Below are 16138 nucleotides of genomic sequence, written 5' to 3' on the forward strand. Positions count from 1 at the left end.
GATGACAGCACATTTTTTTACATTTATTATTCAGATTTCACGATGCCCAGGGAGGTGTCTCCCTTTCCGGCCTTCTCCATGAGAAGAGCGGTCATCTTCTGGAAATTCCCTCCGGAAACAGAGGCGCCGCTTACGGTATCGATTCCCTTGTCGCTTTGAACCGCAAGGAAGCTGGCGGCATAAGTCCGTGTATAGTAGTTGGGGTATGTACCTTTTTTTGCATTCATGTTGCGCATATAGGCAATGTCCCAGGATTTGATGAATCCGCTTGCATTCTTCGCATTGTATTCAACGGTTACAATCTTGCCGTTGCTGACCCGGATGGTGACGAATTCCTTCCAGCCTTTGCTGTATTCCGACATTTCCACCGTGTAATAGCCATCCTGTAAACTGTTTCCTCCTTTTTTGCAGCCGCTTATGAAAAACACCGCCATAAGGACCAGGAGGATTATGAGAACGTATTTTCCCCGTTTCATTGTGCATCCCTCCCTTCTGCATCAGAGCGAAGACGGAAACGTCCTGACATTTCCTCAAGGCTCTGGGCCTGCTGTGCCAAATCACCGCTCAAGGAAGCCACATCGGAACTGGATTCTAAGTTCTGGCGGGCAAGCTGGGAGATTCTGGTTATATCGAGGGATGCATTTTCCAGGCTGGACTTCTCATTTCCCACAAGCCTTTCCAAGTCCTCCGTTATCTCATACGTCTGTTTGGACATACCCGTCAGCTCATTTAAGAAGCTGGCCGTTAAGTTGGCATACTTGGAGCCTTCTTCAATGGCCTTTTGGGAATGCTCGATCATTTCAGCGGTGCGCTTGGAGGATTCCGCGCTCTTTTCAGCCAGGGCGCGGATTTCATTGGCCACCACGGCAAAGCCTTTTCCGGCCTCTCCTGCGTGGGCGGCCTCTACGCTTGCGTTAAGGGCCAGTAAGTTGGTCTGGAAAGCGATGTCCTCCAGGAATTTCGCAATTTTCGTTATCTCAATTGCATTGTGGCTGATGTTCTTCATGGACTGGAGCGTATTTTCCATATGCTCATCCCCCAAAGACAGCCGTTCCATGGACTGTTCCATCAGCTCACGGGCCGTTCTGGCGTGTTCATCCACAATGCTTATATCTCTGGATATGGAATCCGTCTCCTCCAAAAGCCGGTCAATGGAAGAAGACTGGTGGCCGGAAGATTCATTCATCAAAAGGGCACTCTGGGACACTCCCTGGGCCGCGTGGTTTAAAGCTTCCGCTGACCGCTGCAAATCGTGAATCAACTGGTTTAAGAAGTCGGTGATGCTGTGGATGGAGTCCTTCATGACCACGAAGTCACCGGCGAACTGATTGCTGACGCTGACATCCAAATTGCCTGCGGAAAGCTGTTCCAGGGCATTTTGAAGCTGCAAGATATATCCGCTCACCCGTTCCACCGTATCCTTTAAGGAATTGGAAAGAGTCTGGGCTTCGTCGTTTGTCATCATGACTTCCACAGGGCTGGTCAAATCGCCTTCTGCCAGCTTCTGTATCCGCCCTGTCACATTGCCCAGGGATTTTGCAATCTTTCCTGCAAAGCGGGCGATAAACCATATAGCCAGAAGGGTTAACGTCAGGGTCGTTCCTATATTGACCATGATGGCCGTATCGACAACGCCTGTAAAATCTGATTTGGGAGTGATGATGGCCAGATACCAGTTGGCACCCCGTACCGGTGCATAGACAATGAGGGTATCCTCTCCATCCAAAGACACGGAGGCAGAACCGATCCTTCCCATTTTCATGGTGTCAAAAACGCTTAAAAGCTTTGCATTATCTTTATAATGGGTATAGATGTTCTCACCCTTTTTGATGAGCTCCTTATCCGGATAAGCCATCACCTGTCCGCTTTCGTTCATGACAAAGGCGTGGCCGCTGTAGCCGATATGGATGCTGCTGATTACATCGTCCAGCATGTCATATTTGTAGCTTCCCACCAGATAATACGTATTCTCCTTTTCCGTGACAATCGGCATCCCCACCGATACCTCAAGTCCGCCTTCGCCGGCAAACGTATCCCCGATGACCAGGTTATTTGTCTCCTGCATCATCTGAAACAGCTTGTCCCCGGAAATGTCGGAGGGACTGTTTCCCTTCCCTGTATACAGCTTTCCTTCCTTTGTATAAAGGGCCAGCCAGACAAATTCGATTCCTGATGTGGCTTTATCGAGAACCTGCTGTTTTTCCTCAAGAGTCGCCTGCTCGGAAGACAGCTCCCGGTTTTCCCCTATCATAAATACACGGTCCGCCATGATATGTAAATTGCTTTCAATGCTTTTTGAGGCGGTTTTGGCAAACGGCACAAGAGTTTCCTCCAGCGTGGCATTTGTCAAAGACATTGCAGATATGGACAACACAATGGTTGTTACAGCGGAAATAATGATGGTGACAATCAATGTATTTAAAATGATTTTCTGCCGAATCCCTTTTAAATTCATAACTCCTCCTTCGTATTGTTACAAAAATAATTTACTGCTTATAAAATAATATAACCTATTTTGAGCAAAAAACAATACTTTTGTCAAAATTTGTTATTTTATTGACAAAAAAAGATCAAATTCAGCCGAAAAAGGGCATTCCTCCGTCTCTTGTGCCATCCGACTGTTGCTATTTTTATTCATATATGTTAGGATAGCAATATTTAAAAAAATCCAAAGCATTTGCTGGAGGCAAAAATGAAACAAACTTTAATGACTATGTTAAAAGGCTTTATTATCGGTTCATCCATGAGCGTTCCCGGTGTCAGCGGCGGCACAATGGCAATCCTGCTGGGTATTTACGACAGGCTGATTCATGCTATCAGCAACTTTTTAAAAGATATTAAGGGAAATACCATCTTCCTTTTTAAATTCTGTCTGGGAGCCGGAATCGGAATCGGTTCTCTGGCCTTTTTAATTCAGTGGCTCCTTGAAAAATTCCCCTTTATCGTTTCCTTCTTCTTTCTCGGTGCGGTGATCGGAGGAATTCCTGCCCTTTATCAAAAGACAAAGGAAAAAAAATTTGGTCTCTCTTCCCTGCTTTACTTTTTGCTGGGCCTTATCATTGTAATTTCCATCGGTTTTATCCCGACAGGCAACTTTGATATTGTTTCCGGGTCCGGATTCGTTCATTATATCATGATCTTAGTGACGGGAATCGTGATTGCGCTGGCCCTCGTCCTTCCCGGAATCAGCACCTCCCACATGCTGCTGGTGCTTGGAATGTACGATACCATGCTGGCGGCCATCACCCGGTTTGATGTGGTATACATCGGAATTTTAGGCATTGCTACCCTGATCGGCGTCTTTTTAATCACAAAGCCCCTGGAATACTTAATGAACCGTTTCCCCCATCCCACTTACTGCATGATCATCGGCTTTGTCATCGGCTCCACCTCTGAAATATTCGGTGAAACCATACTGCCTGCAATTCCGGCCAATGCTTCCTTATCCTGGTGGGGTCCCTCCCTCATTCTGGCTGTCATTGCCCTGTGTCTGGGAGGCGCTGGAATCCTGGCTTTGTCAAAATACTCCAACGATTGAAAATATCCTCAAAAGAAGCATCACTTCCGGACAAACGTACAGCCGGAAGCCATGCTTCTTTTTTCTGTCTATTCCCCTTCCTCCACCATGCCGTATGCCACCAGGGGATCTCCCTTTTTGATTCCCATGCCAACGGTCTGATAGAGAATGATCCCGTCATACTCCCCATAATAAGCCTTTTTTAACTCTCCCCACACATCTTTGACTTCTCCTAAAAGTGCACCGGAAGGAAAACGATCTCCTGCATTTAAGGCAGGATACCAGAACCCGTCCATTTCCGCCTCTATGTACGAGGCCGTATTCACCTCTGACTGGCTGACTGTATGGACTTCTTCGCCCTCTAATACCTTCAGGCGGATGAGAATATTCCTGATATCCCTTTTATAAAGTTCCACTTCTTCCCTTGTAAATACTCCGCCGCCTCCCCGTTCCAGCAAAAGAGAAGGAATCCCGTGAGCGCCCGCACATCCGCAGGCTCCGGTCAGGGAACCTGATCTGGCACGGACAGCCATATCAGCCGCCTTTGCCATGTTTTTGGAGGCCTCCACCACATCCTCTTTGGCTCCTCCCGGAAAATAGAGAAACGGCATCACCCGTTCACTGGTATCCCCTGCGTGTATATCCAGAAAATAATCAGCCTTGGAATAAAGCTCCTTAACCACGGTGTAAGCGATCCGTTCGGACAGACTTCCGTCTTCTTTTCCAGGAAACATCCGGTTTAAATTTTTACCGTCCTCCGGCACCGCAAACCGCACAAAATCCCGGCAGGCGGAAGGATTGGCAATCAGAAGAAAGATTAAGTTCCCCTTTACATCTTCCGGCTCTATTTCCCTGGACAGCTCCATGGCAGTCTGGATTCCAATGTATTCCGCTCCATGAATTCCTGCCGAAATCAGGACCGTGGGGCCATCTTCTTTCCCGCAGATCAGAGTCATGGGAAGCTTTGGATCACCTTCCCCCACTTCCAGCATTCCATTCTGTTTTTGCCCTGCTTTTGCCTGACAATTTCCTATATGCAGACTCATTGATACTCCTTTCCTGAGAATCTCTTCATACGGCCTGTTCCCAGCCATCTTTTTTATCAGCTTCCAACTCCGGAATACGGTCAAAATCCATGACGGATTCCAGCAGCTTTTTCGCATAAGGGTGGGTCACTTTGGCAATATCCTCCACATCCCGTATTTCCGCCACCTTCCCCTGATACAAAAAGAGGACGCGGCTGCATAAATAAGTGACTGAGGTCAGATCATGGGTGATAAAAAGGTAAGTCAGCTTTCTCTTCTCCTGAATTTCCTTTAAAAGGTCCATGACCTGTACCTGGGTGTGGGCATCTAAGGAGCTGATGGCTTCATCAAATAAGATGATCCTGGGATTTACGGCAATGGCTCTGGCAATGCAGACTCTCTGAAGCTGGCCGCCGCTCAGCTCATGAGGAAAACGTTCCGAATAGCCCATGTCCAGTCCCACCAGCTCCAGCAGCTTTTCAAGCTCTGTTTCCCGGTCCAGCCTGATCCTCTCCCTTTTCTCCCGCACCAGAAAGGACTCTCCGATTAAATCCCTGACCCGGAATCTGGGGTTTGCAGAAGTGGTATAATCCTGAAATACCACACTGATCACAGTCTTTCCTCTTTTCCTGCCTCTTCCGATGAGGGGCAGCCCTTCCAGCTCCACACTTCCCTTGTCAGGTTTTAAAAGTCCGCAAAGGACTCTTCCCAGGGTGCTTTTTCCGCTTCCGCTCTCTCCTAAAATCCCCAGACACTCCCCTTCCTTTACATCAAAGGATACGTCAAATAACACCTGCTGCCGCTCTTTTCCAAACACCGTCTCCTGATTTTCCTTCCGGAAGCTGACATCGATGTGCTCTGCCTTTATCATGCCTCCTTCACCTCCATTCCCTTCATGGCATTCTGGTATTTTTTCATAACAGCCTTTTTCTTTTCCACCAGCAGTCTGGTATAGGGGTCTTTGGCCTGCTCCATGATTTCCCGGAACGTTCCCCGGTCAGCCACCACGCCCTGATTCATCACCAGAACGTGATCTGCAATCCGGGAAACAACGCCTAAGTCATGGGTGATGAATATCATGGCTGTTTTTGCTTCTTTTTTAATCCGTTCAAATTCCTTCATGATCTCAAACTGGGTGATGGCATCAATAGCCGTGGTCGGCTCATCGGCTATCAGAATATCCGGTTCCATGGACATGGCCAGCCCGATCATGATTCGCTGGAGCATCCCACCGCTGAGCTGATGGGGGTATTTCTTTAATACCTCCTGGGGGTTTTTAATCTGCATGGCTTCCAGCACTTCTATGGATTTTTCATATATCTGTGCTCCGGGCAGATTCAAATGCTCCTGATAAGTCTCCGCCATCTGGTCGCCAATCCGGTAGAGAGGGTCAAAGCAGGTCATGGGGTTTTGTAAAATCATACAGATTCCCTTTCCCCGAATCCGCCTCAGCTCCTCTTTATTCTTTTTCAGCAAATCTTCCCCCCGGTAAACGGCTTCCCCTGAGACAGAAAAGCTCCGGTCCAAAAGCCCCATAATGGCCTTGCTGCTCATGCTCTTTCCGCTTCCTGATTCCCCTAAAATCCCAAGGCACTGGCCTGCATGTAAGGTGAAGTCCACTCCCTTAATAATGGGCTGAACCCGTTTTTTATAGTGAAAATCCACTTTTAAATCCTTCACTTCCAATATGGGAGCCATCAAATCTGCACCTCCTTCGGGTCAAGGGCATCTCTTAAGGCATCTCCCAGCAGGTTAAAAGCCGCCACTACCACCACAATGGCAACTCCCGGCGCAATCATCTGGATGGGATTGGTGGTCATGACATTTTTAGCCTCATTGAGCATGGCTCCCCACTCCGGGATAGGGGCCTGTACTCCAAGTCCCAGGAAAGAGAGGGTGGAAATGTTAAGGATTGCCCAACCGATGTCTAAAGTGGCTAAAACCGCCATTTCCGATGCAATGCTTGGAAGCAAGTGTCTGGCCAGAATAAACCGTTCTCCGGTTCCGATGCATCTGGAATAGAGCACAAAGTTTCTGTCCCTGTACTTCATGACATTGGTCCGGATCATCCGGGCATACCAGGCCCACTTGATCAGCACGTTTGCCATGATCACATTCCGCACATCAATGCCCAGAAGGGCCACCACGGCAAATACCATGATCTGGCTGGGAAAGGACATCATCACATCCACGGACCGCATGATGATCTCTTCCACCGGACCCCGGAAGTACCCGGCCAAAAGGCCCAGGACAGTTCCAAGGCCGATGGTCCCTGCCATGGTCACGAGGGAAAGAAACAGGGTGGGGCGGATTCCATAGATCATTCTGGACAGAATACACCGTCCCAGGTGGTCCGTTCCCAGAGGGAACCGGAGGCTGTAAGGGGCGAACTTGTTTAAAATATCATTTTCATAAGGATCATTGGGAGCCGCAAAAGGAGCAAATATGCCTAACAGCGCCACAATTCCAAGGAGGCACATCATAATAAGAGCCATCCTGTTCTGAAATAAACGCTTCCACATGTCACGATACCTCCCTTCTCAGCCTTGGGTCAGCGATACACTGGATAATGTCAAACAGCAGGTTAAAGACTACAAACAGAGTTCCGATCAGCAAAACGTAAGTCTGTATGACCGGATAATCCCGGTTAAAAATGGAGTTGATGCACAGCTTTCCAAGGCCGGGCCATGCAAATACATTTTCCACTACAATGGTTCCTGCCATTAACTGAGGGATGCTCATGCCAATGGCGACAATGCAGGTGTGAAGAGAGTTTTTCAGAATGTGCCTGACCAGAATATTCTTCTGTTTCAAGCCTCTCACATTGGCATACAGCACATAGTCTTCCTTCATATTTTCCAGCATGTTGTTGCGGATGAGGCGGATATAGGTGGAAATATAGGTCAAGGAAACGGTAAATGCCGGTAAAAGCAGATGCTTCCAGCTCCCGTTCCCGCTGGTGGGAAGCAAATCCATCTTGATGCTGATGAGCCATATCATCAAAAGCCCAATCCAGTAAGCGGGCATGGCAGTGGTCATAAACACGATTCCCCGGACAATCCGGTCAAACCAGCTATCCTTATATACGGCGCAGAAAAAGCCGATGGGAAGGCTCAGCACGATTACGAAAACCAGAGAAGCAGAAGCCAGCAGTGCGGTGGCAGGCAGACATCTCTGAATTTCTCCCAAAACGGTTCTGGCCGGATTGGTGTAGCTGACCCCAAAGTCCAGACGGAGGCAGTCCGCCAGCCACCGGAAATAGCGGACCATGTAGGGGTCATTTAACCCCAGTTCTTCCCTGACCTGTGCAATGGCCTCCTCGGTAATAATAGGCGTCTGGCGCACGCGCAGAGCCACCTCCGCCGGATCAGAGGGGATTAAGTTGATAAAAACAAAACACAAAAAAGAAATGCACAGCAAAAGCGGAACAGCCGATAAAATCCGCTTTACAATATAAGCTTTCATAGGAGGTCCTTTCCGAAAAAAGCATGCCTGTCCTGAGATGTAAGGACCGGCATGCGCATGTTCTTGTTTCCTGATTTCCCTCTATTCAAAGTACATCTGGGTAAAGGGCACCTCATACTGCGTCTGGGTGAAGCCCACTCCCTTTAATGAAGAGGTACTGATGGCTTTGTTGCACTCATAGGTCAGAGGAATGTACACGGCATCCTCATGAAGTCTGGTGAGAACGAAGGTGTAGAGTTCCTGTCTTTTGGCTTCGTCTGTGGAAACCAGAATATCGGTAATAGCCTGATCGATTTCTGCCTTGTCTTCCAGTCCGAGCTGGGCTGCGTAATCTCCGTACACCGGCTGTCTCATGGCTGCCAGAGAGGACTGAGGATCGTAAGGGGTACCCCAGCAGATATTAAATACCATGTCAAAATGGCCTGCCTTCATGTTATCGCGGTAAGACTGCTCTTCTTCTCCCTTAATATCCAACTGGATTCCCAGCTTTCTGAATTCAGACTGGAGGTATTCTGAAATAGTCTTTTCTGTCACGCTGTCGCTGTTATAGAGCAGGGAAAGAGCCAGAGGCGTTCCATCCTTTTCCCTGATGCCGCTGCTGCCCATTGTCCAGCCCGCTTCTTCCAGCATGGTTCCTGCCAAATCTGCGTCATAGGCATATGGCTCCAGCTTGATATCACAATAAGGAATGGTTGAGGAAAACAGGGTATCAGCAGGAGCTTCCAGTCCGTAGAAAATACCGTCGGAAATGGCCTGGCGGTTGGTGGCATGCTGAATGGCCTGGCGCACAGTCTTATCCTTTAAAATGGCATTGGAGGTATTTAATACGATCTGTCTGGTGGACGTGGGGTCTGATAAGGAAACCTGGAAATCTTCACTGTCCACATATTTGTTCACCGCATCGGCATCGATCATGTTCTTTCCGAAGATGAGATCGATTTCTCCCTTTTCAAGGGCCAGAATTCTGGTCTGGTTGTCCGGAATCACTTTTACCGTGATCTTTTTGACGGCCGGCTGCTCGCCCCAGTAGTTTTCGTTGGCTTCAAATACGGCATATTCATCTGTGACGAAATCTGTCAGAACGTATGCACCGGTTCCTATGTAAGCATTGACTCCATCCTTTGTGCTGCCGTCCTTCATGGCCTTAGGAGAAATCATGGCAAAAGGCCGTGTCACTCCAAGCTCTGTCAGCATGGGATAGTATGGTTCTGTCAGCTCGATGACAAAGGTTTCGTCATCAGGTGCGGACACTCCCACCAGAAGATTCATCATCTCCAGCCAGGTGTGGCGGTCCTTATTTTCAATGATGGCATCGAAATTGGCCTTGATGGCATTGGCATCGCACACCTCTCCGTCGGAGAAGGTCACGCCCTTGCGGATTTTAAAGGTATAGGTCTTTCCGTCCTCGCTCACTGACCAGCTTTCAGCCAGGCAGGGCTCATAGCCTTTTTCTGAAATGGTTACCAGGGTTTCATAAAGCATTTCCTGGGCGTACATTTCTCCTGCATACAGGTGAGGGTTTAAGTCCCTGATATCTCTGTAATTGACAAATACCAGTTCCTCTTTCACATCTGCCCCGCTCTCCTGCTTTCCGGCAGATGGTTCTGCCTGTACGGAAGAAGCCGCTTCCTTTGATGGGCTGGCGGAATTTGTGCAGCCCGCTAATATTGACGCAGCCAGAATCCCTGCCGCATATAATCCAAATAGTCTTTTTTTCATAATGTCTCTCCTTTTGTTTTGACTATGGATCATAATATCACAGTTAGTCTAGACTTACTAATACCAAATCGGAAGAAGGCTGTTATAGCGATTTGTTATATCGAACCAGTTTTTCGATCAGCATTTTACTCTCTTCAGACAGCTCATCCTTTTTTCGGTTCACATATCCAAGGGTGAGAAAATGCTGGCAGTTGTTCACTTTTAACGCTTTTATTCCCTGATTTTCATACTCCTTTGATACCAGATCAATTCCCATGCAGCATATGTCTGTATTTTTAAGCAGATTATGGATCATGTAGTCGCTGTTGGTATAAAAGGGGGTGTTTAAATTTTCTAAATGAGCGGTTCCTCCGCTGATCTTTTCAATATGATGCTCTATGGCAAAAAAATCCTCCTTTCCCTGCATGAACTTAAGGTCAGTCAATTCGGAAAAGTCAATGCTGTCCCTGTTGTAAAGGGGGTGTTTACTTCCTATGTAAACGCAGATTCCACGCTGGAAAAGGGGGTGAAATTCCAGCTTTTTATGGCCGAGGATATGGCGGAAGCAGCAAATCTGGTCTTTGGCAATGTAGACGATGCCGATTTCAGAGATGTGTTCCGCCACATGGTCTGTAATTTCCTCCACAACACCCTCTCTGTATTCCAGATTCAGCTCGTTTTTCCTGCTTTCATATATCTCTGCCATAAATCTTGCAATCAGGCTGCTTTGATAGCCGGACACGCTGAAGCTGCGGTGTGTCTGCTTCTGCACCATGGAAAGAATGATATCAGAGCTTTTTAAAATGGAGGAGGCGTGTCCGTACAGCATTTTTCCATGCTCCGTCAGCTCAATTCCCCGGTTGTTCCGTTTAAATAGCTGTACTCCTATCTCTTTTTCAAGGGCAGCGATCACTTTACTCACATTGGGCTGGGAGGTGTATAACCGTTCGGCTGCGCGATTTAAACTGCCATGGTCGGCAGTTGCAACAAAGTATTCCAATTGCTTGATTTCCATTTATCTTTTCGTTCCTTTCTAAATCCCCTGGGGGATGCTGGGGTGGACAGGGTGAGTTGATGTTTAGGGGTATCAGTAACAGAAAGAGGTTTTGCCAGAGGCGATGGGTATTAATCTCCTCTGCAAAACCTCTTTTTTTGTTTATACCAGCCCTGGGATACTGCTCGCAGGCAGCAGGCAGGGGTGAATTTTTTTGCCGGACTTCTTGGTCGGTTTGTTAGTTAGGTTATCCTAACTATTTTAGTTTATCAACAATAAGCCGATTTGTCTATGAAGTTAACGATAATTTTTTATCATCAACCCGCAAATACCTCTCCCTTTATACAGGCACGGCATTCCTGCAAATCCAGGTAACAGGCCATTATTTATGCAAAACTGTATTCTCATAAACGGTGAATCCGGAAGTTATTATTTAGGAACAACTAATGTAAAATGGACAGATAAATCGTCATGACCTTGAACAGGGACCCAGCCTCTCACTTTGCCCTCAGACGGACAGTCCAACTGCGCCTCCATTGTCTGAAACATTCGATGAGCCAGACACCCTTTGTGTATTTCTGTTTTTCCCACCTTTGCGCAGCAGCAGCCTGCAGCAAAGCCGGCCTCTTCCGCCTTTTTGTTGGAAGCAATAATCTGGTGCTTTTTATCTATTAATCTTGCAATTCCAGGAAAGTTGTCCCACATGGAGTGGAAACCTTCAATAATATGTTCATCTGCCATGGATGGATACTCCTTTTAAGTAAATGAATTTCAGTGTTTTATCTCCCTTTGGTGCTGCAAATGGATTCCAATGTGTCCGATTCCCAAAATCACAACCGAAATCAAAAGCCAGATGACTTTTCCATACACACCCAGCAGGAAAAACGCGGCGACAGGCAATGTGGCACCGGCTACGGGGATACGGAAAATGCTGCTGTAAAAGTCCGACAATGTCTTTTTGCTTTTAAAGTATCTGACCCACCATGCTTCGTATAAGAGCATGAGCAGCACTGCGGCAACAAGCCACAGCATCCATGTTGACCAGGGGCGGAGGTTGAAGTCTGAAAAAATGAGCGCAGTACACGTAACGAGAACCTGTCCAATGCGTTCAAAAGCCCCTAAGGTCTTACTTTCGTTTTGAGGGTCATACCCCTCAGGCTGATGTCTTGTCCATATAAGGTTAGGAATTATCAACATCATCAAGAAAACCAGCCCTATATAAGAAAAACCGAGATGTCCCATACGTATCCTCACTGAATTCTGAATTTATTTGCGTTTTGTGCCCCCGGCGAGTTCAGCAGAAACCCATCGCTTCTTTTACTATTTCCATTTGTTCGGCAGAAGTGAGTTTTTCCAATAACTTGAAAGCAACGCCCGAAGCGGTTTCAGGGCAATATGAAGTAATGACATTACCATCGACCACAATGGGACTGTCCAGCACATTCACACCAAACTGGGCTAACTGTTTTTGGCGGTATCCCCCATTTAGATGATATGCCGTCCCATTCCTGCCTTTTAAAATGCCGCTTTTTCCCAGGGCCAGTGCTGCGACGCAGATCGTTGCAATCGCTTTATTCTTTTCATTGAATTCCCGGATCAGATTCAAAAGATTCTCATCATAGGCTTCTTCATAAAACCCGAATTCTTCAAATCCTCCGGGAATTGCCAATGCATCATAGTCGTCAGCACAAATTTCATCAATCAGCCGGTCCACTACGACAGGCACATTAAATGTGCTGATAACGGTCTTTGTAAATCCACACGTTATGACGTCAATATCATAGTGGTAATCATGCCTTGCCCAGCCAAGCACATCTACGAAAACGCTGAATTCCATTGTCTCAAACCCTTTAGCCAGAAAAAGTAAGACTTTCATACAGTGCCCTCCCCTAAATTATTAAATCCCGATTTTGTCCAGCTCATTACAAGCTCTGTTTCACCAGTATTTTCATCCGTTTGCTCATTTAATACAGCAAAACCTTCTCTTAAGTAGAATCTGACCGCAGAATAATTCTTTTTATAAACCTGCAGTGACAATTTGAAGCAGCTTTTCTTGACGTGATCAAGCAGAGCTTTCCCTATGCCTTTGGATTGACTATTTACATCAACAAATATTCCGGCAATATAATTTTCTATGATTCCAATAAACCCCAAAATTGCATTGCCTTCTTCATAAACAAATATGGCTGCAGCCGGTAACATCTTTTCAACCGGCTTATATTTCTCCTGCCAGTAGTCCGGTCTGATGAAATCATGAGCGGTAATGTTGGCTTCAAGCCATATTTTCATGACTGCTTCCAGGTTATCAACTTTAAACTCCCTGATCATATTGACCCCTTTTTTATAAACGCCTGAGATTTCAAGACTTCCCGGCAAGCTGAGATTTGATTTATATTATTTTATAATATCGGTACACAAATTTCACAATAGTGCCTGTTTACCATCTGCATGGTATAACGTTCAATAACAGGTCTTCTATCGTCAAACTCATACTCTCTTTTTGATAACTCCGAAAATATTTCCAGCCATGCTTTTTGCATAGCATCTGCGGTATGGCTTATTTTAAATACGCAGTATTTTCCGCCCGTAGTTTTTCCAAAATTAATGTGCTCATCATCAGCCTTAAATGCTTCCGGGACAATAATGCCTGCATCGTAGCGGCATTTTTCAGGCTGTGTAAATTGGGGATTATCCTGGGTTATTCCTAATATAACCGAACTTTCATTTAATAAGTTTTTCTCTCTGGCCCAGCTTTTTAATTGTTCCATTATCTGCACATTCTCTGGACCGTAAGGGCCTGTTCTCCGTGCATAAGCAATTCTATGTGGCGGTATCATTTCAATACTAATATCCATAACTTACCTTCTTTTAATAGAGTACATCGATGTCTGAATTCATCATATAATGCTTTAAAATGTATTTCAACTTATTTTTTTAAATTGTTAAATTCCGATTTGTCTTCGTGATCATGTTAAAGCCTGCATCTATGCCACCTGACTTTTGCACATATTCATGAGAATTACAGCCAAACTCACGGAAAAACGCCCGTTGATACCCATCTGCACTGCAAAATCCCATCTAAAAGGCAACATCAAAAACTTTGCATGGCTGATCCCGCAACATTACCCTCCATCCAGAAATAATTTCCGCATTTTCTGGCAAACTACCATCATCGGAGGTGTTCACATGAATATGAATTTTGATGCGGTTTATTATGAACCGGGCGCACTCGGTTATCAACTGGGAATGCTGCTGCAAAGCAAATATGCGGACCTGCCCTGGATAGAAATAGAGAATCATAACCGTATACCGGAAATGACAGCGGCACCCAACCAGGACTTTCCAAGACTAAAAAATCATTTGATCATAGGAATCAGAAAAACACATCGGTATGTACCGAATCACAAGGTTTCCGACTGGCTGGTTCCCTATACGTCCTCTGGCTGCAAAGCCATGTGCCTATACTGCTATCTGGTCTGTAATTACAATAAATGTGCCTATCTGCGTTTGTTTGTCAACCGGGAACAAATGCTGGATAAGCTGCTAAAAAAAGACGCTCAGGCTCAGGCGCCCCAGACGTTTGAAATTGGCAGCAACAGTGATTTGCTTCTGGAAAACACAATAACGAATAATCTGCCCTATACAATTGAACGCTTTTCCCGTGAAGGCCGGGGGAATCTGACGTTTCCCACAAAATTTGACATGGTGGACCCGTTGCTTGATCTCGACCACAAGGGGAAAACCATATTTCGAATGAGCGTAAATCCCCAGGAAATAATACAACGCATAGAACTGGGAACCTCCCCGCTTCACGCAAGAATCCGTGCGCTTAACTCCATGGCGGAAGCAGGATATCCTGTGGGACTGTTGATCGCTCCCGTCATTCTGCTGCCGGACTGGAAACGCATGTACGGAGAACTGATCGATCAACTGGCAGATGAACTGAGTGTTAAGGTCAAGCAAAACGGTTTCATAGAGATCATATTAATGACCTACAGCTTCGTGCAAAATGCGATTAACACGGACGCTTTTCCAAATGCCACACAGCTTCTCAACCGGGAAACCATGACCGGGCGGGGACGCGGCAAATATTGTTACCGGAATGACATACGCGCCGAGGCCGAGTCCTTTTTACAGGAACGGCTGTCACGGCAGTTAAAAAATATGCAAATATTATATATTTCATAACACTCCGGAGTTCACCTTCCTATGATGTTCTCCGGAGTATTATCTCCATCCCAATATCTGAATATTTTAAAATAAATTGTTTATGCCTTGCGTATAACAATGCGTACCCTCATGCTGTAATACAGCAGACCTCAATCAATTGTAAAGCTTTATGATTTGTGCAGCGTATTGATTCTATCATTCATTTTTTTCGCCAACCTCTTATAATACAAAGCAAATATCAGCCAGATGAGAAATGCAGTCATCAACTGTCCCATCACAGTCAAAACACACGCCTTCCATCCGGCGGCAATCGGAATCCAGCCAACGCGAAAAGCGACAATTAAAAATATCGTGCATCCGATACCCATATGAATGACCGTTTGTATTCCAAGCGGAAGTTTATCATTGTCATAAATAGGAGAAGGTACAGAAAATCCGATTCCCACAATCATGGCTCCCACTGCCATTTCCGTATATAATCGGTTTGACAGTTGGAAATCCCCGGCGTTTATCAAATCGAAGATAATACCGGCAATGACAAACAAGGTACTGCCCAGACCGATTCCCAGCAGAATATTTTTCACCGTAGTTTTCATATTTTACCTCCTATAATCCCAGATATTTCTTAAAGTCAGGCAGATACTTTCGGGAAATGTAGTCCTTACAGCCATTTTTTAAGATCAAGGTCATCATACTGTTAAAAGAAGCTTCCACGCTGTCGAGCTCATTTAAATTGACAATCGCTGACTTGGATATACGCATAAATCTTGTGCTCAATTGTTCTTCCAGCTCATATAAACGTTTTGACGTTGTGTACTTCCGGGAACGGCAATAAATGACCGTTTCCCCATTTTCAACCCGAACCATGAAAATCTCCTTGGGGCGCAGCACTACGATGCGCTCCTGGTCCTTTGCGGTAACAATCCTCTCCCCTGCCTCTATGAGTGATGAAAGCTCCTGTACTTCATCGGTTATTTCTTTGCAGTATATCACGGCATAGTCCTCCCGGACTTCCGGCGATAGCTTTATTTCAACTTTCATGATGTCACCCCTCCTTCTTCCGGTACTCTTATTATATATACTCAGATTCGCTTTGTCAGCATTTCTGCGGTAAGTGGCAAAATTCAATCGGTGAAATGCGGGGAAAAGAGAAGTAACGCTGCTGCTCTCAACAGTCTCACCCTTTCAGCGTTAAATCCTGTATGCAGCACAAAAAATACCCACCCTGACAGGTGGATATCCTTTCCGTTTCAATAATAATGAAAAAGC

At 46.1% G+C, this 16138-nt stretch carries 18 protein-coding genes and 1 pseudogene; 2 read left to right on the forward strand and 17 right to left on the reverse strand.

Features of this window, described 5'->3' with window-relative positions; translation table 11 throughout:
* Window positions 1-26 precede the first annotated feature (26 nt).
* A complete protein-coding gene (locus QM657_RS01075; RefSeq protein ID WP_415064669.1) occupies window positions 27-476 on the reverse strand; it encodes an FMN-binding protein in 450 nt (149 codons plus the stop codon).
* A complete protein-coding gene (locus tag QM657_RS01080) occupies window positions 473-2455 on the reverse strand; it encodes a methyl-accepting chemotaxis protein (RefSeq protein WP_415064670.1) in 1983 nt (660 codons plus the stop codon). The genes QM657_RS01075 and QM657_RS01080 overlap by 4 nt, the downstream gene beginning before the upstream one ends.
* A 237-nt stretch (window positions 2456-2692) precedes the next feature.
* On the opposite strand from QM657_RS01080, the gene QM657_RS01085 reads away from it, so the two are divergent.
* Window positions 2693-3538 carry a DUF368 domain-containing protein gene (locus tag QM657_RS01085; RefSeq protein ID WP_415064671.1) on the forward strand — a complete coding sequence of 282 codons (846 nt, stop codon included), beginning with the start codon at window positions 2693-2695 and terminating at the stop codon, window positions 3536-3538.
* Between the two features lie 68 nt (window positions 3539-3606).
* On the opposite strand, the gene QM657_RS01090 is transcribed toward QM657_RS01085, so the two are convergent.
* From QM657_RS01090 to QM657_RS01150, 13 genes and pseudogenes are all read right to left on the reverse strand, one after another.
* Window positions 3607-4563, reverse strand: coding sequence for a M14 family metallopeptidase (locus QM657_RS01090; protein ID WP_415064672.1), 957 nt, complete (start codon window positions 4561-4563; stop codon window positions 3607-3609).
* A 25-nt stretch (window positions 4564-4588) separates the two neighbouring features.
* Window positions 4589-5413, reverse strand: a complete 825-nt coding sequence (locus tag QM657_RS01095) for an ABC transporter ATP-binding protein (protein WP_415064673.1) — start codon at window positions 5411-5413, stop codon at window positions 4589-4591.
* The gene (locus QM657_RS01100; protein ID WP_415064674.1) at window positions 5410-6240 is read right to left on the reverse strand and encodes an ABC transporter ATP-binding protein; all 831 of its coding nucleotides are present in this window, start codon (window positions 6238-6240) and stop codon (window positions 5410-5412) included. Before QM657_RS01100 ends, QM657_RS01095 begins: the two co-directional genes overlap by 4 nt.
* Window positions 6240-7064, reverse strand: a complete 825-nt coding sequence (opp1C, locus tag QM657_RS01105; RefSeq protein WP_415064675.1) for a nickel/cobalt ABC transporter permease — start codon at window positions 7062-7064, stop codon at window positions 6240-6242. Before opp1C ends, QM657_RS01100 begins: the two co-directional genes overlap by 1 nt.
* A gap of 1 nt (window position 7065) precedes the next feature.
* Complete coding sequence (gene opp1B / locus QM657_RS01110; protein ID WP_415064676.1) at window positions 7066-8007, reverse strand: nickel/cobalt ABC transporter permease; 942 nt, start codon at window positions 8005-8007, stop codon at window positions 7066-7068.
* Between the two features lie 81 nt (window positions 8008-8088).
* Window positions 8089-9726, reverse strand: a complete 1638-nt coding sequence (gene nikA, locus QM657_RS01115; protein ID WP_415064677.1) for a nickel ABC transporter substrate-binding protein — start codon at window positions 9724-9726, stop codon at window positions 8089-8091.
* Window positions 9727-9808: 82 nt separating this feature from the next.
* A complete protein-coding gene (locus tag QM657_RS01120; RefSeq protein WP_415064678.1) occupies window positions 9809-10720 on the reverse strand; it encodes a LysR family transcriptional regulator in 912 nt (303 codons plus the stop codon).
* 408 nt (window positions 10721-11128) lie between these two features.
* Window positions 11129-11440 (reverse strand): hypothetical protein, encoded by a 312-nt coding sequence (locus QM657_RS01125; RefSeq protein ID WP_415064679.1) that lies wholly within the window; start codon window positions 11438-11440, stop codon window positions 11129-11131.
* 30 nt (window positions 11441-11470) lie between these two features.
* A complete protein-coding gene (locus QM657_RS01130; RefSeq protein ID WP_415064680.1) occupies window positions 11471-11899 on the reverse strand; it encodes a hypothetical protein in 429 nt (142 codons plus the stop codon).
* Window positions 11900-11993: 94 nt separating this feature from the next.
* Complete coding sequence (locus tag QM657_RS01135; RefSeq protein ID WP_415064681.1) at window positions 11994-12575, reverse strand: DJ-1/PfpI family protein; 582 nt, start codon at window positions 12573-12575, stop codon at window positions 11994-11996.
* Entirely contained in the window at window positions 12572-13027 is a 456-nt protein-coding gene (locus QM657_RS01140; RefSeq protein WP_415064682.1) for an N-acetyltransferase, read from the reverse strand. Before QM657_RS01140 ends, QM657_RS01135 begins: the two co-directional genes overlap by 4 nt.
* A 71-nt stretch (window positions 13028-13098) precedes the next feature.
* Window positions 13099-13554, reverse strand: coding sequence for an AraC family transcriptional regulator (locus tag QM657_RS01145; RefSeq protein WP_415064683.1), 456 nt, complete (start codon window positions 13552-13554; stop codon window positions 13099-13101).
* 151 nt (window positions 13555-13705) lie between these two features.
* Window positions 13706-13819, reverse strand: a pseudogene (locus QM657_RS01150) (AraC family transcriptional regulator); the annotation flags it as partial.
* 72 nt (window positions 13820-13891) lie between these two features.
* Between QM657_RS01150 and QM657_RS01155 the strand changes: the two are divergent.
* Complete coding sequence (locus tag QM657_RS01155) at window positions 13892-14887, forward strand: SPL family radical SAM protein (RefSeq protein ID WP_415064739.1); 996 nt, start codon at window positions 13892-13894, stop codon at window positions 14885-14887.
* Window positions 14888-15036: 149 nt separating this feature from the next.
* Here QM657_RS01155 and QM657_RS01160 read toward each other — a convergent pair whose 3' ends face one another.
* Window positions 15037-15465 (reverse strand): DUF3021 domain-containing protein, encoded by a 429-nt coding sequence (locus QM657_RS01160; RefSeq protein ID WP_415064684.1) that lies wholly within the window; start codon window positions 15463-15465, stop codon window positions 15037-15039.
* 10 nt (window positions 15466-15475) lie between these two features.
* A complete protein-coding gene (locus QM657_RS01165) occupies window positions 15476-15910 on the reverse strand; it encodes a LytTR family DNA-binding domain-containing protein (protein WP_415064685.1) in 435 nt (144 codons plus the stop codon).
* Window positions 15911-16138 lie beyond the last annotated feature (228 nt).

It is taken from the genome of Lacrimispora sp., assembly GCF_047605665.1.
GTDB lineage: Bacteria > Bacillota > Clostridia > Lachnospirales > Lachnospiraceae > Lacrimispora.